This window comes from Rhodanobacter umsongensis, assembly GCF_042654965.1.
Lineage (GTDB): Bacteria > Pseudomonadota > Gammaproteobacteria > Xanthomonadales > Rhodanobacteraceae > Rhodanobacter > Rhodanobacter umsongensis.
The window spans coordinates 533,418-552,332 of the sequence record NZ_JBHSMK010000005.1 but is presented as its reverse complement, the minus strand read 5'-3'; the positions used below and the strand labels follow the sequence as shown (position 1 = coordinate 552,332).

19 protein-coding genes are annotated in these 18,915 nt (G+C 62.1%); 10 read left to right on the top strand and 9 right to left on the bottom strand.

Annotated features, from left to right (window positions below):
* A partial coding sequence (locus tag ACFPME_RS11685; protein ID WP_377305401.1) for a hypothetical protein occupies positions 1–359 on the top strand: 359 nt, incomplete at its 5' end.
* Between the two features lie 288 nt (positions 360–647).
* Here ACFPME_RS11685 and ACFPME_RS11680 read toward each other — a convergent pair.
* A complete protein-coding gene (locus tag ACFPME_RS11680) occupies positions 648–1,067 on the bottom strand; it encodes a hypothetical protein (RefSeq protein ID WP_377305399.1) in 420 nt (139 codons plus the stop codon).
* Between the two features lie 230 nt (positions 1,068–1,297).
* Between ACFPME_RS11680 and ACFPME_RS11675 the strand changes: the two genes are divergently transcribed.
* Together ACFPME_RS11675 and ACFPME_RS11670 are read left to right on the top strand one after the other, a co-directional pair.
* Positions 1,298–1,801 carry a nuclear transport factor 2 family protein gene (locus ACFPME_RS11675; RefSeq protein ID WP_377305398.1) on the top strand — a complete coding sequence of 168 codons (504 nt, stop codon included), beginning with the start codon at positions 1,298–1,300 and terminating at the stop codon, positions 1,799–1,801.
* Between the two features lie 239 nt (positions 1,802–2,040).
* Positions 2,041–2,493: a hypothetical protein gene (locus ACFPME_RS11670; protein ID WP_377305397.1), complete on the top strand. Its 453-nt coding sequence runs from the start codon at positions 2,041–2,043 to the stop codon at positions 2,491–2,493.
* 808 nt (positions 2,494–3,301) lie between these two features.
* On the opposite strand, the gene ACFPME_RS11665 is transcribed toward ACFPME_RS11670, so the two are convergent.
* Positions 3,302–3,622 (bottom strand): helix-turn-helix domain-containing protein, encoded by a 321-nt coding sequence (locus tag ACFPME_RS11665; RefSeq protein WP_377305447.1) that lies wholly within the window; start codon positions 3,620–3,622, stop codon positions 3,302–3,304.
* Between the two features lie 253 nt (positions 3,623–3,875).
* Here ACFPME_RS11665 and ACFPME_RS11660 point away from each other — a divergent pair, with 253 nt between their 5' ends.
* Together ACFPME_RS11660 and ACFPME_RS11655 are read left to right on the top strand one after the other, a co-directional pair.
* Positions 3,876–6,275 (top strand): TonB-dependent receptor plug domain-containing protein, encoded by a 2,400-nt coding sequence (locus tag ACFPME_RS11660; protein ID WP_377305395.1) that lies wholly within the window; start codon positions 3,876–3,878, stop codon positions 6,273–6,275.
* A gap of 55 nt (positions 6,276–6,330) precedes the next feature.
* A complete protein-coding gene (locus ACFPME_RS11655) occupies positions 6,331–8,403 on the top strand; it encodes an Atxe2 family lasso peptide isopeptidase (protein WP_377305393.1) in 2,073 nt (690 codons plus the stop codon).
* A 36-nt stretch (positions 8,404–8,439) separates the two neighbouring features.
* Here the strand turns inward: ACFPME_RS11655 and ACFPME_RS11650 are convergent, their stop codons facing one another.
* From ACFPME_RS11650 to ACFPME_RS11635, 4 genes are all read right to left on the bottom strand, one after another.
* Complete coding sequence (locus ACFPME_RS11650; RefSeq protein ID WP_377305391.1) at positions 8,440–10,182, bottom strand: asparagine synthase-related protein; 1,743 nt, start codon at positions 10,180–10,182, stop codon at positions 8,440–8,442.
* Positions 10,182–10,862 carry a lasso peptide biosynthesis B2 protein gene (locus ACFPME_RS11645; RefSeq protein WP_377305389.1) on the bottom strand — a complete coding sequence of 227 codons (681 nt, stop codon included), beginning with the start codon at positions 10,860–10,862 and terminating at the stop codon, positions 10,182–10,184. Before ACFPME_RS11645 ends, ACFPME_RS11650 begins: the two co-directional genes overlap by 1 nt.
* A gap of 48 nt (positions 10,863–10,910) precedes the next feature.
* Complete coding sequence (locus ACFPME_RS11640) at positions 10,911–11,051, bottom strand: benenodin family lasso peptide (protein WP_377305384.1); 141 nt, start codon at positions 11,049–11,051, stop codon at positions 10,911–10,913.
* Positions 11,052–11,221: 170 nt separating this feature from the next.
* The gene (locus tag ACFPME_RS11635; RefSeq protein ID WP_377305382.1) at positions 11,222–11,851 is read right to left on the bottom strand and encodes a GntR family transcriptional regulator; all 630 of its coding nucleotides are present in this window, start codon (positions 11,849–11,851) and stop codon (positions 11,222–11,224) included.
* A gap of 505 nt (positions 11,852–12,356) precedes the next feature.
* Between ACFPME_RS11635 and ACFPME_RS11630 the strand changes: the two genes are divergently transcribed.
* The 4 genes from ACFPME_RS11630 (at position 12,357) to tsaA (ending at position 14,821) form a co-directional block, all read left to right on the top strand.
* Positions 12,357–12,884 carry a hypothetical protein gene (locus tag ACFPME_RS11630; protein ID WP_377305380.1) on the top strand — a complete coding sequence of 176 codons (528 nt, stop codon included), beginning with the start codon at positions 12,357–12,359 and terminating at the stop codon, positions 12,882–12,884.
* A 128-nt stretch (positions 12,885–13,012) separates the two neighbouring features.
* On the top strand, positions 13,013–13,588 hold the full coding sequence (locus ACFPME_RS11625) for a hypothetical protein (RefSeq protein WP_377305378.1): 576 nt from the start codon (positions 13,013–13,015) through the stop codon (positions 13,586–13,588).
* 190 nt (positions 13,589–13,778) lie between these two features.
* Complete coding sequence (locus tag ACFPME_RS11620; protein ID WP_377305376.1) at positions 13,779–14,228, top strand: hypothetical protein; 450 nt, start codon at positions 13,779–13,781, stop codon at positions 14,226–14,228.
* Between the two features lie 188 nt (positions 14,229–14,416).
* The gene (tsaA, locus tag ACFPME_RS11615; RefSeq protein WP_377305374.1) at positions 14,417–14,821 is read left to right on the top strand and encodes a tRNA (N6-threonylcarbamoyladenosine(37)-N6)-methyltransferase TrmO; all 405 of its coding nucleotides are present in this window, start codon (positions 14,417–14,419) and stop codon (positions 14,819–14,821) included.
* Between the two features lie 127 nt (positions 14,822–14,948).
* Here tsaA and ACFPME_RS11610 read toward each other — a convergent pair whose 3' ends face one another.
* The gene (locus ACFPME_RS11610; protein WP_377305372.1) at positions 14,949–15,863 is read right to left on the bottom strand and encodes a hypothetical protein; all 915 of its coding nucleotides are present in this window, start codon (positions 15,861–15,863) and stop codon (positions 14,949–14,951) included.
* 277 nt (positions 15,864–16,140) lie between these two features.
* Here ACFPME_RS11610 and ACFPME_RS11605 point away from each other — a divergent pair, with 277 nt between their 5' ends.
* Positions 16,141–16,392 carry a hypothetical protein gene (locus ACFPME_RS11605; protein ID WP_377305370.1) on the top strand — a complete coding sequence of 84 codons (252 nt, stop codon included), beginning with the start codon at positions 16,141–16,143 and terminating at the stop codon, positions 16,390–16,392.
* A 79-nt stretch (positions 16,393–16,471) separates the two neighbouring features.
* Here the strand turns inward: ACFPME_RS11605 and ACFPME_RS11600 are convergent, their stop codons facing one another.
* Positions 16,472–17,812 (bottom strand): glycoside hydrolase family 2, encoded by a 1,341-nt coding sequence (locus tag ACFPME_RS11600; RefSeq protein ID WP_377305368.1) that lies wholly within the window; start codon positions 17,810–17,812, stop codon positions 16,472–16,474.
* Positions 17,766–18,494: a nuclear transport factor 2 family protein gene (locus ACFPME_RS11595; RefSeq protein WP_377305366.1), complete on the bottom strand. Its 729-nt coding sequence runs from the start codon at positions 18,492–18,494 to the stop codon at positions 17,766–17,768. Before ACFPME_RS11595 ends, ACFPME_RS11600 begins: the two co-directional genes overlap by 47 nt.
* Positions 18,495–18,915: the final 421 nt, after the last annotated feature.

Genomic DNA, 18,915 nt, shown 5'->3' with positions numbered 1-18,915 from the left:
CCGACGTCAGCCTCGCGCAGGAAGCCGATGATCTGTTCTTCGGTAAACCGCTTCTTCACGTCCAATCTCCTTCAGTTGGGGGATTGGACTCCAAACCGCGGTGCTACTCAAAAGAGGGGGGACGTCGACTGCGCGAAAAAATGAAGGAAGGACTTTCTGAGCTGCGCAAGCAAAGGGATATAGGAGACTTGATCCTTTCTCCAGCTGCGGTACTTTTGGTGACCACATTGCTTCAAGAGCTGGAGGATTCTTCGCGAGCTACCTATTGGCAGGAGCACCTAGAAATGCGACTGGTGGCGATAGATAAATGTTTGCTGCAGATGCGACTCATAGCTCGAGGCGACTTGAGCGTAGATTAAGCGGCGTTTCAAACCGAAGTCAGAGGACAACATGAAGATTTTTGCAGGGATCGCGCTCCTACTCGCGCTGGCCGGGTGCAGCACGTACCAGGCGCACAGCAATATAGCCACGCCTTACGCGTCGACAGACGCTAGCCGCGTCCAGATTCTTTACTCGCCACCTCAGCGGGCGTTTGAATCGATCGGCATCGTATCTGCCGGACAAAAGCAGGGCTCAGAGTGCACTTTTAGAAAGTCGTCTCTGACCCCGATTTCGGCTGCAGGGGAGCAGGTCACTGCCAGACGCACTTACCTTTGATTCGCACTCCAGGTGCCCTTTCCGGTTTCTTCCATTCCCGCACACGACCACGAACCCGAAGCGCGAGCGCCCTGTGGTTTGCCGGTTGACGACTGGAAGATGCCAACAAACTTGCATTTGATTTTGGCCACCCCGAGCGAACCGCTGAAAGTCGCCGCGCCCGAGGAATCCACGGAACCCGCGCCCTGACCGGGATCCGTCACGGTCATGTCACCACTCGCTACGGAAAAGGCGACGGATCCCGTCGCCGGCTCGCCCGCGAAGGAGCCACTGTACGTGCCACGATACGAACCATCGTACTTGCTCTTGGCGGGCGTTTTACCGAAGGCAGTTGCGCTGGCCGCGAAGATGGCGACGGTCGCGGCCACGTACAGAAGCGAAGGCACTTGGTACCCAATGATCTTCATCATTCATCCTCCAGGCTGTGATTGCGCGGCAACGTGGTCTTTCGAAGCTCTGAAAGCACCGAGGCACAATATCTATCCGCATACCCATCCGTTGGTTCGTGCAGCTGTCCGAGGAACATCTTAAGCTTCCATAAGCCGTCGGGAAACGGGGTCGGCAAGGAACGGGGTTACCCTTTCGCCGCCCCAAAACAGGGGTCAGCGCGCACTTTTGTTGAACTGCCAAGGAAATCGACGTGAACAAGATCGCTCTCTTCTTCGGCATTCTGCTTGCCGCCATGGGGGCAAGCGCGGAGGCTGCGGCCCCAGGCGCGGACAAGAGTGCCGCTTCAGCAGATGCGCTGACCAAGACGGTGTCCGGGCTGGATACCGAACTGTTCGATGCCTTCAATCATTGCGACACCCCCGGGGAACTGCAAAAGCACGCGGGTTACCTGGCGAAGCGCCTTGAGTTCTATCACGACAAGGGTGGCGTGACCTGGACGCGTGCCGCCTACCTCGCCAACACGGAAAAGAACGTGTGCGGACATTTCCGGCGCGAACTTGTCCCCGGCAGCCTGGAGATTTTCCCGATCAAGGATTTCGGTGCGATCGAGCAAGGCTGGCACAAGTTCTGCGACCTGAAGACCAACCAATGTTTCGGCGAAGCCCAGTTCCTCATCGTCTGGCGGCACCGTGCCGGGAAATGGGAAGCGACCCGCATCTTCAGTTACGGACACCGTCCAATCGCGTCCAAGTAAAGGTGTCCGCCGGAGATCGGTACGAAGGAAGTTGAACGCACCAGCCTCTCGCGCAGATTGCACTTTCCGAGACACAGGGGTCTAAATCCTCTCAATCTGCTTCTCCTTTTGGCGTGACGCTGCGGCGCTCCGCGAGATATCGTCGCGGCATCAGGGTTTCGTGAGAGGGGTGTTTCGACTCTCGATGCGAACGGAGTTCATGCGGTGCCAACTGCGCACGAAGGACAAGGGGACGGTCTATGACACAGAACGAAACAACGCAGGAGTGGCGTTTGACCAGCGCCAGCGCTTCGACGGTGTTGCCCGTCGTCATCCCGCTGCTGATGCTGGCAGTTGGCCTGGTCATGCTGATTGCATCTGGGCTCGGGAAAGTCCAGACGACCGATTTCAATTTCGGTTTTCTGGTCGTATGGGTCTGCTTGGTCCTATGGCTGACCTACAAGGCCCTTTCCATGCCTCGTCGCATCGCCATCGAGCCCGGCGGTTGGCTCAGCTTCCGCAGCCCGCTCGGCGAGACGCGCATGCGCGCGCAGGATGTCGTCTCCATCAGCCCCAAGCGCAGCCAGCTTGGCTATATGCAACTGGAGTACCAGGGCGGGAAGCTGCAGTTCATCGCGCAGTTCGATGGTTTCCATACTTTCCTCAATCGCCTGACCGAATTGAATCCGGCGGTCGTCCTTGAAGGTTGCTAGCACGTTCTGAAAGCTCGCCGGCTAAGCTGGTCAGAGTCACTTCCATATGCGCCAAGTTCTCGCGCTGACTCGATCCCGAGCTTTATAGGTTCGTCCCTCCGCCGACTGATATATGAGCTCCGCACGCTGTGCCTGGAACGCCGCCCACCAAGCGTCCTGTCCCAACCGCCGAGTCTGGAAAGCCGCGCTCCGAGCCGCTGCCCCCGTTGGCGTCCTCACACGACACCGCGCGCAACCCTCAAACCCCCACGCGCAAGCTTCTTCAGTCTTGCGCGCAAACCCGAGTCCCCTGCGCGCAAACCCTCCGGTCTCGCACACAAACCTCGACCCCTTGCGTGCGAGCCTCGCATCTTCGGCGCGGCGTGGGTCGGAGCCTTGCACGCAAGAGTGCGCGTGTTGCGGACGGAGGTTTGGGGCTTGCACGCAACGGTCCAACCCTGGCGTGCGAGGCCAGACACCTTCGCGGTTCAATGCTTTGCGCCTTGCACTTCGGAGTTTTCGGCTTGCGCGCAACGGCTCCGGGCTTGCGCGCCGAAGTCAGTCGGTCGCGCGCGAAGGTCAAAGGCTTGCGCGCGGGATCGAAGAGGCTCGCGAAGGACTCAATAAGTCGGAACAGTTGCGTGTGCTGAAGATCAAGGAACTCGCGCAGAACGCCGCGGAGACCTAGGCGACCGGGTAGGGGAAGGAAAGCTAGGGATGTTTGGCATCCGGAAGGGACGGATTGCAGCATCCGGTGTCCGAACTCAAACTTGAGGGTGCCATTGTCTCCCCCCGACAGTCCGCGAAAACGGGGAAGAACCTCGGCAGCCTATCGCTTCTTAGCGCGCGCCTTAAGCTCGTTCACCACTGTCCGCTGCTCCGCGCGCGGCAGCTTTGCAAACGCAACGATCACCTCTGCAATCTCGTCTGTATCCGCATACAGCGCCGCGAGTGGCATTCCGAGCACGTCTGCGAGTTTCTTTGCGGTGCGCAGGTCACACTCGTTGACGCCGCGTTCGTAGCGATTGATCCGAGTGCGCGCCACGTCAACCAGGATCCCGGTGGCGACGCCCAGCGCTTCCTGGGTCAGACCTGCCGCCAGTCGGGCTGCGCGCAAGCGGTTGGCAAAGATGAGGCGGGCGTCGTCCAAAGTGCTGCCACAGGGATGTGAGTCGTAAAGCCAGCATGCAGTCTTGCCCTTGCCCTGTCTGTTACTGTATAAGTAACATTGTGGTGTCGTTGCCGCAATCGGCTTGATCGATTGGGGAGATCTTTTTGCCGGCAACGCGGCGCCGCCGCCTGCGTAGGCCATGCAGGAGACAAATCCTGCCCGACGACCTTGTCAATTCCGGCACACGACCGTGCGGGCAGGCCAGAAGGACCAACCAAGGGGAAAGCAAAGGATGAAGACAAGCACGCTACGCAACGCCATTTCCATCGCCTTGCTCGTGACCGCCATCGGCATCGGCGAGCGGGCCATGGCCCAGGACACCACGACCGACACGGCCACGCAGGGCAGCGCGCCGGTGACCCAGGCGCCGGCCAAGACGCCACCGAAAAAATCGACCGACAAGTCCGCGGCGCCAGCGGCCACCAACCTGCCGACCGTGACCGTCACTGGCACCCGCATCCGCGGCGGCAGCACGCCATCGCCCGTCATCACCATCGGCAGCGAGCAGATCCGGCAGGAAGGTTTCGCGGACCTCGGCGAGGTGATCCGCAGCGTGCCGCAGAACTTTTCCGGTGGGCAGAATCCGGGGGTGGCGGCCGGCGCCGCGACGGGTGGCCCCAGCAACCAGAACGTAACCGGTGGGTCGGGCTTGAACCTGCGCGGGTTGGGGCCGGATGCCACGTTGACCCTGCTCAATGGGCGTCGCATGTCTTATGGCGGTTTTTCTCAAGCGGTGGATGTCAGCGCGATACCGGTGGAGGCGGTGGAACGCATGGAGATCGTCCCGGATGGCGCATCGGCCATCTATGGTTCCGATGCGGTCGGCGGAGTGGCCAATGTGATTTTGAAGCGCGACTTCGAGGGCGTGACGGTGGGTGCGCGTTATGGCGATGCCACCGAGGGCGGACTGAGCACGCACGAGTACAGCGCTACCGCCGGTACCACCTGGGCCACGGGCGGTCTGATCGTGGCGGGGAAGAAGTCCGCCAACGATCCCATTCGTTCCGACCAGCGCGACTACACCCGTTCCATGTATAGACCTTCAACGCTATGGCAGGGCAACGACCTTCGCAGTGGCCTGCTCAGTTTGCATCAGTCGCTCGGCGATGCCGCCGAGCTGCATCTTGATGCACTCGGTAGCACGCGAGATATTCAGACGGACATGGCTTATGCCAGCGTGTATTACCCGTATCGGGCACAAACCCATTCCACCCTGGTGGCACCCGGCGTCGATCTCTGGCTGGGAGGCGACTGGACGCTCACGCTCAACGGGGCTGTGGGAAACGACAAGACCTCTTTTGCGCAGCCGACGGTAAGCAGTGCGACGGGTACCGTCGCTTCCGATGGCCGCGGCGCGTACAGCAACAAAAGCCGTACGTACGAGATCGGTGCGGAAGGGCCACTGTTCACGCTGCCGGGCGGCGAGGCGCGGCTGGCCACTGGGGCCGGCTATCGCCGCAACCATTTTCTGGATCAGAGCCTCACCCGGCACACCATCGCAGCCGACGGCGACCAGAGCAGTCGCTTTGCCTATGCCGAGTTGAACCTGCCGCTGGTCGGGCCGGAGCAGGGTGTTGGTGGTGTGGATCGCCTGGCGTTGACCGGAGCGGTTCGCACCGAAGATGGCGACTACGGTACGGTGACCACGCCCAAAATCGGGGTGATCTATGCGCCCAGCACGGATCTGTCGCTAAAGGCCTCGTGGGGCAAGTCGTTCAAGGCGCCGACGCTGTCGCAGCGCTACTCCACCCAGGCGGCTGTCTACTACACCGCGGCCACATTCGGGGGCGCGGGCTATCCTGCCGATGCCGCGGTGCTGTGGTTGTCGGGAGGAAGCGCCGATCTGCGTCCGGAGCGGGCGCGCACATGGAGTACCTCGCTGGCGTTTCATCCGGCGGCGCTGCCCCGTTTGGAAACGGAGCTGATCTGGTTCGATATCGATTACACCCAGCGCATCCTGCAGCCCATCACCGCTTACGACGTGCTCGGCAATCCGGGTTATGCCGATTTCGTCGACTACCAGCCCAGCGCCGACGCGCAGGCGACGGCTCTGGCCGGCGCCAGCAACTTCTACAACTACGTCGGTACACCCTATGACGCCAGCAAGGTCGTGGCAATCATCGATGGCCGGTACGTCAATGCGTCACGGCAACGGATCAAGGGAGTCGACTTGTCCGGGTCGTACCGATTCCACCTGGGAGCAGGGCGCCTGACTGTGCGTGGCTCCGCCAGCTGGCTGGACAGCACGCAGGCACTGACCACAACGCAAACCCCCTACGACCTGGCCGGCACGCTGTTTCATCCGGCCAAAACAAGTACCCGTCTCGGTGCGGTATGGAGCCAGGGCGGAATCAGCGCCAGCCTGTTCGGCAACTACAAGAGCGGTGTGACCGACACCGTGCACGGCACCAAGGGTGCTTCATTCACCACTTTCGACACCACTCTGCGCTACGACACCGGCAAGCGTGACGACATGCTTGCGGACATGTCGTTCGAGCTGGCGGCACAGAACCTGCTCGATCGCGCGCCGCCCCTGTACGTCGCGGCTTCGTTGACCTACGCGCCGTACGACTCGACCAACTATTCGGCGATGGGTCGCTTCCTGAGTCTTTCTGTCACCAAGCACTGGTGATGTCCGCTGGCTGCTGCGGGCAGCTGGCGTCTTTTGACGACGGTAAAGGGGAATCATGATGGTCGTGCGGTGTATGAGGTGGCGTGTGCAGCTGGCAAGCGCCTTGGTGTTGGCGCTTGTCTGCGTGTCAGCAAGTCGCGCTTTCGCGGTCTCGCCTCGTCAGCTCTTGGAGGTGGCCGACATCGATCAGCCGACGATCTCGCCGGATGGTCGCTTCGTGGCGTTTCGGGTGGAACGAGCGTCGGTGGCGCGAAATACCTACGACACCGTGTGGTACGTGCAGGGCCCGGACGATTCAGTGCCCACGCGCGTGGCCGAAGGCGGTGTCCCGCTGCGCGATTCGGCCGGCGAATCGCTCCCCGCTACGGTAGCTTGGTCCAAAGACAATCGCTGGATCTATTACCGGGCGCTGATCGACGGAAAGATCGGAGTATGGCGCGCCGCGGCCGATGGCTCGGGCGCGGAGCCTGTAACGCACGACGCGGCGGATGTACGTGATTTCGCCCTGGACGGGGGAGGCCGCGCGCTCAGGTACAGCGTTGGCGCGACGCGACAGGCGGTGCGTTCGGCGGAACAGTCGGAGTACGACCAGGGCATTCATATCGACAGCACGGTACCGATCGGCCAGGGGCTGTTTCGCTCCGGCTACGTCGGCGGAAGCATGGCGACACAGCGCTTCAGTAAGGTGTGGTTCGATCGCATGCCGCTGCTCGGCGACGTTCCCGATCGCTGGAAAGCGCTGGATCTCCACACCGGGGTGACACGGGAACTCGATGGCGCCGGCGGCGGTGCTGTCGACGACGATGCCGCGCTCAAGAAGAGATATCCGGATGTATGGGTCTTTTCGCGGTCGCCGACAAGCGGCCGGGTCGCATTGCTAACCCGGTTCGGCAAGCGCAACGGCGAGCGCTTCAAGCCGGATGTGAGGCTGTCGGTGCTGTCTGGCCGAGGCGCACAAGACACCGTATGCAAGGCGGCCTTGTGCACCGGTGCCCCCATCACGGGAGTCCAGTGGCGCCCCCACAGCGACGAGGTGCTGTTTACCGTCACGGATCCAGCTGAAGGGCTCGCGCAGTCGATCTATCGCTGGAACGTCAGCTCCGGCGAGGTACTTGCGGTAGCCCAATCGGCTGGCTTGCTCAGTGGCGGAAGGAAATCTTCCAGCGCATGCGGGGTTTCCTTCGCCACGATGGTTTGCGTGAGCGCGACGGCAAATCAGCCGCCGCGCCTGGAACAGATCGACTTGGCCACTGGGACTCGAAAGGTGCTCTTCGAGCCCAATGCAGCCCTTGCGCAGACGGTGGCGGAGTCCGGCCAAGCGCGGTTTCTGCGCTGGAAGGACGCGAACGGCCAGGTATTCACGGGGCAGTTTTACGCAGCGAAGTCCCGTTCCCGGACCAAGCCTCCGCTCTTTGTGGACTACTACCGATGCACGGGCTTCGTGCGCGGTGGCATGGGCGACGAGTGGCCGTTCGCCACCCTGGCGGCGCAGGGCATATCGGCGCTCTGCATCAATGCGGGCCCGTACCGAATCAAACCGGCCGATCGCTACAACGAGGCGCTGACGGCGGTGGAGAGCGCGGTGAAGTTGCTGTCGGCGCGCGGTGAGATCGATGCCACAAAAGTGGGCATGGGTGGCTTGAGCTTCGGCACTGAGGTCACGATGTGGGTGGCGATGAACTCCAGGCTGCTTTCGGCTGCATCGATCACCTCGCCGTTGATTTCATCCACCTACTACCTGTTCGGATCACTGCAGGGAGCAAAGTTCGAAGATGGGTTGAAAGAGCTCTGGGGGCTTGGGTCGCCCGAGCAGACGCCGGAGCGCTGGCGCCAGGTATCGCCTGCGCTCAACCTGGAAAAGATATCCGCTCCGATCTTGATCCAGACACCCGAACAGGAATATTTGTATGGGCTAGATTACGAGATCCCGCTGATCCGCCAGCATCGCGCGGACCTCTACGTGTTTCCGAACGAGCCGCACATGAAGTTTCAACCGAAGCACAAGCTGGCGGCATACGAGAGAAATCTCGACTGGTTTCGGTTCTGGCTGCAGGGTTACGAAGACCCTGCGCCTTCCAAGAAAGCGCAGTACGCACGATGGCGCGCGATGCGTGAGTCTTCGAGGTAGGGAAGGGGGACGAGGCTTTGCCCCTCGCCTGACTCCTTACGGCGCGTGGTTTCTTGTCCAGTTCTCGATCATGCACAGGTCGAAGATGCGCATGAAAGAGCGGTCGCGGGCCGGCAGGGACCTTTCCAGAAAGCGATCCAGCATTTCCGGCTCCAGCAGGCCGTGGGAGCGAAGATGGCCGTCCAGCAGGAAGCTTCGAATTGTCTCCTTGTTTCTGCGGTACACCTCGAAGGTGTAGTTCATGAAAGTGCCCTTGCTGCGTCGGTTGAGTACGTCCTGCGGTAGCTCACCCGAAAATGCGGCTCGCGCCATGGCGCGGTTCCGACCGCTGGATATCCACAGCCAGCTGGGGACGCGGAGGCAGGCCTCCATCACCGGTTGCGAAAGAAGGGGAAAGCGCACGCGCCGGCCGCCGGCCCGAAGCGTGCCGTCAGCGAACAGCTGCGTGCCCGCGAGTTCGAAGATGCGCTCGCAATCACCCGGCGATACGCCTGGCGGCGCAGAGAACCATGGGTGGGGCTCGAAAAGAGCGGCGGTATCCATTCGCGACAGGAATGTGTGGTCTGGGGTGCAGGGTGCCTTGGGTCTGAAGTAGAGCTTCCGCAGTGTCAGCCGTGCCGCTTTAACCACTGTGCAGTTGTGAAGTCTGCTCAGGTCGGCGATGGCGGAGAAACCTTCTGCCAATCCACCCGCCTTGAAGGCGTCGGCCGCAGGAGCAGCCGATCGGAGATAGCCGAATACCGTATCGCCACCACCTCCGGAAAACAGGCCGTTTACGTTTTGCTGCTCTGCTGCCTCGTCCATCGCACGAGCGACCGCGCGGCTCAGCGCCCAAGCTGCCGGCCGCAGCGAGTGCAGCGGAAGCTCAAACGCGATCTGCGCATCGGAGAAGTCGAGTATCTGCTGCTGCAGATCGATACCAAGTTGCGCTGCCATCTGACTCGCATAGCGGCGTTCGTCGGCACCGGGCAACGGTGTGATAGCGGTGCAGCAGGTGACACGTGCTGGCGCATCCTTCAGGCAGGCGGCGACAATAGACGAATCCAGCCCGCCGGAAAGCTCCAGCAGCACGGTACGATCCGTCTCGGCCATGGCGCGGACTACTGAAGTGGTGGCCTCCCGAATGCTTCGCGTTGCTGCAATGGGGTCTCTTTGCCTTTCCTCCGCCATCACGAATCGCCAGGGAGACCAGCCGATATGGGTGGACGTCTTCTCCCCGTCGATCGAGAGAATGCATCCGGGCAGCAATTCGCAAACTCCAGCGAGGCCGGTACGGGCGATCTTCATGTTCGGATAGCGCAGGCAGTGGCGTACAAACGCCCAATCGACTTCTTCGCGATACAGACCAAGCCGCGATGCAACCGCAAGGTCGGACGTGATGAAGCCGCTCCCGTTCTTCAGCGAATGAGCGCATGCGATGCCGCCAGAAGGATCGCGCATGACGGTTGCGCTGTCGCCACGATCGGCCGGCTGGAACAGCAGGTACTCGCCCCAGTAGTGATCCAGAAAATGCTGGCGAAAAGCCGATGGTGTTGGCTGATCCGGGATGTCCGTCAGGTCCCGGACCGGCCTTCCATCGCCACGATAAAGATCACCGAGGAGCAGGCCACCATCGGGTAAATACAGCACGGGGACGTCTCTTGGAGCGAGCAGGGTCATACGGCCCACGCGGCCTCGGTATTCCAGAGTGAGGTTCTGCAGTTCACCCTTGAGCGGCGACGCGGATTCGCTGGCGATGGATTGGAGATCGCCATACAGCGCGATGTAGCGGTAGCACATCAGATCACCCGGATCGGTACATGAGCCTGGACGGTTCCCACGGTCTCGTTCAAGACGAGCGGACCGTGTTGGACCCAGGCGTGGGCGGAAAACGGGTCGCAGGTCACCCCCATGACCAACTGGGCATGGAAGCCGCGCCCGGCCAGGAATCTGATCATCGATAGCGAGTCGACCAGACAGCGGGTTTCTATGGGTACGTAGGGGCGCACACGGTTGAACACGTTCGCCGCTTCCGCCAGTCGTTGCGTGTGTTCTGGGTCCGTGTTTGCAACTGGCCGCGCATGGCTGGATCGGTAGGCGGCCAAGCCTTGAAGGATGGGCTTCAGGCGCCACGCTTTCAGTTGCCAGCGCATCGTGCCTACGGTCATAAACACGTCCCGCATGGCGTGGTAGGGAATGCGGCGTTCGAGGTAGGGCATTTCGAGCACGCTTTCGCCGGGGGAGGCAATATCCAATTCTCTCGGTCGCTGGGCTCGTGCCGTAGAGATTTGTGTGAGCAGGTTGTACCTGGTCAGCTCGCTGATATCGATGCGGGCGTCGTCAGGCGCTTGCAGATAGTGGAGAAAAGCGCGCTCCAGCGTCTCAGACAACTGGAAGTAGCGGTCGCGCTGTATGTCCAGGAAGAACAAACGGCCACCGAGCTCGCAGAAAGAGATGTCCGCATTCAGATGTCCGATCATCTCGCCTCCCACGCAGAAGGGGCGCACCTTTCGGTGCGCCCCTGAGGGTCAGTCTTCCGAAATCCCCGCAAACGGGAAATTGCCGGTTGCCTCACCGTGGCCGACGGGCCCCTGCGTTTCGACACTGGCGACGCCGAGCACGATGACGTCTTCCTGCATGTCGTTGCGGATGTTTTCGTTCGCGTTCATTTCAGTCTCCTTCGCTCACGTCATGGCAGTCCCATGACGCGAGCAGCGTAGGAGTCGGAAATTTTGATTTTCAAAAGATTATTGCGTTGTTATCCGATGATTATCCCGGAGCGTGATGGACATCTCGTCGTGGCCGGGTTCGGCGTCGATCTTCCTTCCGCTGACGCGAGCTAGTGGAGGTGATCGCTGCGCTCGGTCAGCAAGGCCACGATGCGCGGCACGAGTTGCTTCCGGCATTCGTGATAGTCGTGCAGTGCGGACTTCAGGGCCGGCATGTCGCGGGCCTGCCAGTGCCGGTTCAATGCCGAAAGCTCTTCGAAGCGGCGCTCGAGCAATCCTTGCGCAGCCCGGCGTATCGGCGCCAGCCGGTCGTTGGCCTGCTTCACGGCATGGTGCAAGGTCCCGTGGTCTGTCGCCCGGGCGATCGCGTCGAACAGCTGCCACGTCAGCGTGACCAGGTCGTCGTCGGCAGAGGTAAGCGCCAGCTGCTCGATCTTTCGGGCTGCCGGCATTGCGCCGATATCGCAGGCGATCAGCAACAGCCGTTCCATCCAGTCATAGAGGTCGCGCAGGGCGACCTCGGTGAGCAAAGGAACGTGCAGTCCGTCGCGGGCGCGATCGACGAGCAGGGATTCGCCGACCAGCCGATACAGGGCGAACCGAACTGGCGTGGGGCTGGTGTTGAACTGTGCGGCGAGCGTGGCCGGATCGATCCGCTGACCCGGTGCGTAGCGCCCTGATCGCAGGGCGCGTTTGACCTGTCGGTACACGAATGCACTCTTGGAGTGGATCGCATCCATAACTGGACTCCATGTCTGCGGATGCCTCCGAGCGGGACGATGCGGGATTTGGCGTCACGCAATGGATCGGAATTTCGGCCCGTCCGGCGGCTATGTCGAATGCTGCTCTATGGGTCCCTGTGAATGGCACGCTTACGCGTCGACGTTTGTGTCATGCATCACAGAACATGAGGGCGCGACGGGTGCCGCCTCATGCGCGCCAAGTTATGCGGAGCAATGCGTCGACGTCGGAAGTGGTTGAGCTGCGCCTCTCGTTGCCCTTGCGGAGAAATGGCGAGGTCAGGGTGAGATGGGCCGGGTTTGACGCTTACCTTTGAACGGAGACAATTCCCTGGAAGACGTCAAATGGACAAGCGCCAACGACTACCGCGGAATTCAAGCGAGGCGATCCGCTCGCCGCTGAAATTTACGTCGGTTTCGCTCAGGCACTTGACTAACCCCATTCGCAGAGTTTCCATGTGCGAACCCGTCACGCAACGCGGCGGGCTGATAGGGGAATAGGGAAATGTTCAAGCCAAAGGGACGGTTGGCCCGTCTGTGCCTGTTTGTGTTCGCAGCAGTATCCATGTCCGGTGCGCTGCACGCGCAGTCGATGGTGACGCCGGAAGACGAGTACAAGAAGCTGATCCGCGTCAGCGAGGACGTCCAGCCCCTCGGGGCCACACCCTTCGGCGAAAGCGTGAGCCTTTACAACGGCAGCCTATCGTTCGACCAGACCGATATCAGTCTGGCCGGCAACGGTCCATTGCTGCAGCTTTCGCGCTCGTACCATCTGAGGGAGGCGAAGGAGTCCGAATCCATCGATGGCGCGTTCTCCGACTGGGATATCGAGATTCCGCGCATCACCACGATAACGGCCAACCAGGTCAATGTCACCGGATGGCTGACCAGGCAGGCAACAGTGCTCGCTGCACGTTGTTTGGGCCACCTCCCACTGTCGCCCCGCAGCAGGGTGGCGCGGATTGGGAGCCGGCGACCTGATGGACTGGATACCAGCTCATCGTGCCGGGCAGCGTCCTTAGGTGATATATGAAGATATTAAGGAACGTAAAAGATATCATTTTCGCCGCTATACTTTTGTTGATTTTATTGTGCTCAACAATATTTTTTGTAAATATACATAATATAAATCGCCATAAGGCTATAATGGCGGAGTCGAAAATGGTAGAGCATTTGGGCAAGGATTACGGAGGAGATGCTTTTCTAGTCGAGGCGCGTGGCTACTGTATATCGAGCGGGCAGGGTGCTATTGGTTTGAGTGACGTACTTTGGTCCGGGGCCAAGGAGAGTGAAAATCCGGCAACATGGGACTTGAAAAAGGCGTTAATCAGCAACAAGTTCATAGAGGTCCGTGATGTCTCAAACGGTGTCGTGTTGATAAAGTGGGCCGGTGTGTCGGGTTCTATTTTGAAAAAAAAATTACCTGAAGTCAGATTCAACGATGATATGAATCGCTATGCCCCAGCTTATATAATTAACAAATTGTGGTATTCAGATACAATACGAGATGATTTAAGAAATGGTGGGGTTAGGTATACCGGTCCTGGAGTTGGCCTTTTTTCTCTCGCTCCCAGGACTGCACAGCATCTTGACGGTCAGGTGAATAACATTTCGGTTGAAGACCTTTTAATCAAAATTGCATCAACCTTTGGGGGGGTAGTTTTTTATTCCGAATGTCCGCGTTCAGGAGGGATTGATTTTCACGTCAATTATTATTACCCCAAAAATTGGAGATAGAAGGCTAATTTTTACTGAGTGGGCGAAGTTTACAATAACGGGGCCAGTTTCACTTAATTTAGCCTGGGAAGTGAACCTGACCTGTTCCCAGACCCCTTGGTTATGAGCGGGTCCATGGAGCAGGGGTTGTGGGATGATTGATGGGTGTCCATTCGCCGGCCGTGCCGGCAAACGCAAGGAGGTGGTCGCAATGAGCAGGAATTTTCTTTTTGCCATGGGGCTGACGCTGCTTGTGCCAGCGGCATTTGCGCAAATGGCCGCAAAGCTGGATCCGGGTTCGGAGGGTCAAGTCATACAGCGTCAGGAGATGCTGGAAAGGGTGACGCAAAATGCGTCACGCGATATGGAAGAGGGGCAGCGCCGGTCCTGGCTCAACTCCATGGTCAATCTTGCCAAGCTCCGCATCAAACTGGCCGAAGCGTGGCAAGGCATGGGCATGTCGCCGCAGGGCGCCAAATTGGTCGCCAACGCGTACGACCCGGATCTGGCCGCGCGCATGCACCATGAATCGCTTCGCGGAAAGAGCGATGAGGAGGTCGCAGAAATGCTTCAGTCTGCGATCAGGCAAAAACACTACTTGAGCGCCAACCAGCTGCTGATCGATTACGAGCGGAACAGGCTAAGGATAGGCACGAACTAACGGGGGCCACGAACTAAGGGGGTGCGGCGACAAAGGTGTCCGTCAAACCCGGGCCATCTCAGGTTGAGATGGCCCGGGTTTGACGGACACCTTTTCGAATCTGATGCGGCGGTCACATCCGCCCCTTCCCATACGTCCATCGGTAGGGTCTCGCCGATTCCCGGTTCCACGACCCATCGGAGGCATTGATGTTCAACGTAAGGCCCATTGGGCTGGTGCAGTCCCCGCTCAAGCTTCGGGAGCATGCACCGAAGCAGGGAGGCGATGGCACTCCCGAGGCGCGGCTGGTCTTCTCCGGGGAGTTCCAGCCGGGGCTGGCGGACATCCAGCCGGGTGACGAACTGCTGGTTCTGACCTGGTTGCACAGGGGAAACAGGGACGTGCTTCAGGTCCATCCCAAGGGCGACCTGCGGTTGCCGCTTCGTGGTGTGTTCAGTACCCGCTCGCCGGACAGGCCGAATCCGATCGGCATCCATCGCGTGCGGGTACTTGCCATCGAGGGCCCGACCGAGTTGCGTGTTGCCGGTCTGGAGGCCTTCGACGAAACCCCCATTGTCGATGTGAAGCCGGTCCTGGACGGCGGCGAACGCTAGCCTCCGGCTCTGACCCGCTTTAGGTCTGATAAAGGCCGACAAGCAAAGAGCAGTGTGAAATGCTCCTGCTGTGAAAAGCCGACCGCAACGACATCCGTTGATGTCGTTGCGACGCGCCGTTCGCTTTTCAGTAGAAGCGGATGCCCGGCCTGAGGACGAGCTGGAAGATCAGCAGCAAGCCCAGGGCCGCGGCGAACAGGTAGGCGAGCGGCGGCGCGGTGGAGGTTCCGTTGGCTGTGACCTCGCGTACGCGCCAGGCTCCCGCCTGGATCCACGGGATGCCGCAAAGGAGTACCAGCAAGGGCACGACGAGAACCTCGATCAGTTCGCGCGGAACGCGGAACGGGATGACCAGCACGGTGGCAAGCAGCGCCGGCAGCGTGATGACGCGGAACGTGAAGCGCGAGCGGGGGCCGGGGCCTTCGATGTGCTCGCGTACCTGGGCGAGTTCGAGCGCCGGCCGCCGGAATTGCAACGCGATGACCGGCATCAGGCCCAGGGCGAGCAGGCCTGCACCGACGCGTGCGGTTTCGCCGAAGTGCAGGTAGCTCATCGCCATGCCGACGTCGCTGCCCGGGCTCAGCGAGCCGATGACGACCTGCGGCAACGCCATGAAGCAGCCGCAATACGCCATCCAGTACAGGAACAACCGCATGCCGTCCGATCGTTGCCGCTGCTGCCCGAGCATCCACAGGCAGAGCAGACCGACGGCCAGGGTCGCCAGCGCGCCGGTGCCCTGGAACAGGCCGGCAAGCGGATTCGTGCCTTCCCAGCTGTGGTTGTTGTGGTACAGGGTGGGGCGCAGGCCCGGCGTGAGTGCCTTGGGCAGCACCAGGAACAGCTCCTGGATGAAGAACGTCAGGTTGAACGCGAGCACGCAGAGCAGCGTCGATGCCGCCGTGCACCGCCAGCCTCCGGCGATGGCTGCACGCACGCCATCTGCGCGGCGGGCGGATACGGCGCCGGCCATGCCCAGCGCCAATGGAGCCGCAACGATGGTCAGCGCCGCGGCGGCGAGAATCAGTACCGGTCCGGCGGTCATGGTCCGCGCTCTCCTGAAATGCCAGGTGGCATTCTGTCGGCGCATGCCCGCAGGGTCGATAGGCCGTCAGTCACCCTGGAGGACCCGCCAAGCGCCGCCCTGCGGCCGCCAGGCTCGAATGAATGCATTTCCAGGAGCGATATGGGCCTCACTCGAGTTCAGCCGGGAAAGTGATCCGGGATCACCGCCGGTTTCCCGGTCCAGGCGGGCAACGACGATGCACGTGCGCATGCGGGTCAACCGGGCTATCGTGCCGCCCTGGTCACGAAGAAGCACCATGACGAAAAGCTACGCTCCGCCCCTGACCACGAACCCGCACGATCCCCTCTACCGCGTCGACAAAGCGATCAGGGCAGCCCAGCAGCGGCTGGATGCCGCCATCGACGCGAAGCGGCACCACACCAGCCAGAATCTGGCCCACGAGGTGATCAAGGAGGCTCGCGAGGGACTCAAGAAGTCCGAACAGTTGCGCGTGCTCAAGCTCAGGGAACTCGCGCAGAACGCGGCGGAGACCGGGGCGGCTAGGTAAGGCAAGGAGAGCGAGGTCCGGTGCTGCGCTTCCCGCCGTGTCCACTCCGCGGGATCGCTTTTCGACTATCCCCAATCGCTCATCGCGTCCTGTTCGAAGACAGGGTGCGCACGATCAGAACGGCCAGCAGCGGAAGGGCGATCGCGTAGGCGTATTGGGTGCGCGACACGCCGATGCCTAGCGGAAACCAGATGCCGGGGACGCCGATCGCGCTCAGCTCATCGGGGAACTGCGCGACCAGCACCCACGTCATCGTGGCGAGCGCCGTGAGGCGCATCGGGCCATCGCGGACCATCCGCATGGCGGTCAGCACGAGCAGGGCGAGCAGGCCGAGTCGGCTGATCCGGGTCAGCGCCATGACATGCATCGCGCCACCGGCGACACCTGCGACGGCCAGCGCCAGGGCGGCCACGTCGACGGCCCGCCAGGCGCGCGGGCACCAGCGGTTCCAGGCGAGCGTCCACGCCGCCATGCCGAGAGGCGCCAGGATGGCGTTCATCCACCACACGTAGGCGGGCAGGCTGAGCAGGTCGGTCCAGGCGTAGGTCGGGTTCTCGAGGCGCTTCAACGCCGACAGCACCAGCGCGATGCCGGCGAGCGCGAGGAAGCCCGGGTGGCTGCTGCGCCGCCGCAACACCAGCGCCAGGCCGGCGAGCGCGAACATGGCGAGTGGCTCGATCAGGTCGACGATGTAGCCCGCGATCGTGCGCCACCATTGCACGCGGTACAGCGCATGGCTCTCCGGGCGCGGCGCCAGCAGTGGCGCGATGTGCATGCCGCCGCCATCGTCGGCAGCGGCGTTGTCCGGTTGCATGTACATGCGGATGGCGAGCACCCCGCGGGTGCCGGCCGCCTCAAAGGGCAGCGCGAAAAGCATCGGCCGCGTGCCGACGACCCGGGGCACGCCGCCGAGCCGGCCCGATCCGCCGAGCCGCACGCTGTTCCAGTACAGCTCATAGCCATCGTCGACGGCGGTCGGGCCGAGAAGATCCCATGCGCGCTTTCCAGCAGGCACGGTCACCGTGCGGCGATACCAGGCATACCCTCGATAGCCGGGATGGCCATGGGCCATCCATCCGCCGACGTAGCCGGGCAGACCGACATCGGCATCGTGGCTGCCGGGCGGAGCGCTCAGGTCCATTGTTTCCCAGCCACGGTCGTCCGTGCTGGCGTCCGCCCATCGCAAGTCGTCGCCGATGTGGAACCGCCATGCGCCGTCGAGGTTGCTGGCGGCCGCGCGCAGCCGGGCCGGATCGGCACGGCCTCCCACCGCGAGGGTGGCGATCACGACAGCCAGCGCGATCAGCGTCGCGGCGATGATGGCGGCCAGGAGGTCTCGTCGGGTCCTGTCCATGCGAACCGATGCCGACAGCTCAGCTGCGCGTGAAGTGCTGCATGTCGTGGCCGGCGCGGCGGACATCGAAGCCAGTGATGCGGCCGTCGGCGTTGCGGGCGAAGACGAACCGCACGCGCGGCGCGCCGGCGCGGAACATGATGTCGCGGGCCTCGGCCAGCATCGGCACCGGCTTGTTGTCGCGGCCGATGGTGACCAGGCGGTTGCCTTGCCGCTCGATTCGCATCGCGTGCCCGGGAGCCAGCTGGTAGGTGCCGACGTACGGGTCGAGCTCGCCCGCCGCCAGCTGGATGGGCGGTGGTTCGACCGGCACTTCGATGGTCTGGCTGGACACCATCTTCCAGCTGCCGTGCTTTCGCAGCCACACTTCGGTGGAGCGGAAACGGTCGTGCGCGGTCTGGCCGTAAGTGGCGAAGGTGGCGTTGTCGGTGAAGCTGGTCACGGCGACGTCGCCGTGCAGCGCGACATGGAAATCCGACTGGACCAGGGTGTTGCGCGTGCCTGCGGGCGGCGGCGAAGCACCGGCGACGATGTCGTGTTTGCTGGACAGCGTGCCGTCCTCGCCCATGAACACCACATTTTCGTCGAGCAGCTTGTCCAGCGTCCTGGCGTCGCCGCTGGCCGAGGCGTCGGAGAACGCCTGCGAGAGACGGGCGATCGCGGCGGTATCCGTCTCGGCAGCCCGCACGCCAGCCGCCGAGGCGAGCAACGCGACCAGCATGAAACCTTGCATGCAGCTTTGGCGCATCGTGGCATTTCCGCTTGGCAGGTGGCGAAGCTTAGGCGCGCCGCGGTGGAATCAACGCGTGCAGGAAGTCATGCGCTGGCATGCCCCACGGCTGTCCCGACCTTGAACGCGTCGCACGGGAGTGGGCGAAGGCGGTTTCACCGGCCCGCCGCGATGGACACCGTGGCGGCGGGCCGCCGCGCAGAGTCTGCCCGGGCGTCCCGGGTGCGGCAGTGCCGACGGCAAGATCCAGGCGCACGCCGTCACCGCTGAAGCCGACGACTGGCCACTGATCCGGCGCCGGCGAAGGGGATTAGACTGGACGCGGCAAACATTCCCGCCCCACGGCGCGGGAGGGTTTCAGCATGATGCTCTGGGCGTACGCAGCCATCCTGGCATGGTCAGTGGCCGTGCCTGCTCCGGCTGCGCCGGCGGTGTCGCC

Excerpts from the sequence above, each read along its gene's own strand:
- ACFPME_RS11660 (WP_377305395.1), top strand. The coding sequence starts at position 3,876 with ATGAAGACAAGCACGCTACGCAACGCCATTTCCATCGCCTTGCTCGTG.
- ACFPME_RS11640 (WP_377305384.1), bottom strand. The coding sequence starts at position 11,051 with ATGAACGCGAACGAAAACATCCGCAACGACATGCAGGAAGACGTCATC.
- ACFPME_RS11610 (WP_377305372.1), bottom strand. The coding sequence starts at position 15,863 with ATGACCGCCGGACCGGTACTGATTCTCGCCGCCGCGGCGCTGACCATC.
- ACFPME_RS11605 (WP_377305370.1), top strand. The coding sequence starts at position 16,141 with ATGACGAAAAGCTACGCTCCGCCCCTGACCACGAACCCGCACGATCCC.
- ACFPME_RS11670 (WP_377305397.1), top strand. The coding sequence starts at position 2,041 with ATGACACAGAACGAAACAACGCAGGAGTGGCGTTTGACCAGCGCCAGC.
- ACFPME_RS11620 (WP_377305376.1), top strand. The coding sequence starts at position 13,779 with ATGAGCAGGAATTTTCTTTTTGCCATGGGGCTGACGCTGCTTGTGCCA.
- ACFPME_RS11650 (WP_377305391.1), bottom strand. The coding sequence starts at position 10,182 with ATGTGCTACCGCTACATCGCGCTGTATGGCGATCTCCAATCCATCGCC.
- ACFPME_RS11655 (WP_377305393.1), top strand. The coding sequence starts at position 6,331 with ATGATGGTCGTGCGGTGTATGAGGTGGCGTGTGCAGCTGGCAAGCGCC.
- ACFPME_RS11595 (WP_377305366.1), bottom strand. The coding sequence starts at position 18,494 with ATGCGCCAAAGCTGCATGCAAGGTTTCATGCTGGTCGCGTTGCTCGCC.
- ACFPME_RS11625 (WP_377305378.1), top strand. The coding sequence starts at position 13,013 with ATGGTAGAGCATTTGGGCAAGGATTACGGAGGAGATGCTTTTCTAGTC.
- ACFPME_RS11645 (WP_377305389.1), bottom strand. The coding sequence starts at position 10,862 with ATGATCGGACATCTGAATGCGGACATCTCTTTCTGCGAGCTCGGTGGC.
- ACFPME_RS11680 (WP_377305399.1), bottom strand. The coding sequence starts at position 1,067 with ATGATGAAGATCATTGGGTACCAAGTGCCTTCGCTTCTGTACGTGGCC.
- ACFPME_RS11630 (WP_377305380.1), top strand. The coding sequence starts at position 12,357 with ATGTTCAAGCCAAAGGGACGGTTGGCCCGTCTGTGCCTGTTTGTGTTC.
- ACFPME_RS11635 (WP_377305382.1), bottom strand. The coding sequence starts at position 11,851 with ATGGATGCGATCCACTCCAAGAGTGCATTCGTGTACCGACAGGTCAAA.
- ACFPME_RS11600 (WP_377305368.1), bottom strand. The coding sequence starts at position 17,812 with ATGTCCGCCGCGCCGGCCACGACATGCAGCACTTCACGCGCAGCTGAG.
- tsaA (WP_377305374.1), top strand. The coding sequence starts at position 14,417 with ATGTTCAACGTAAGGCCCATTGGGCTGGTGCAGTCCCCGCTCAAGCTT.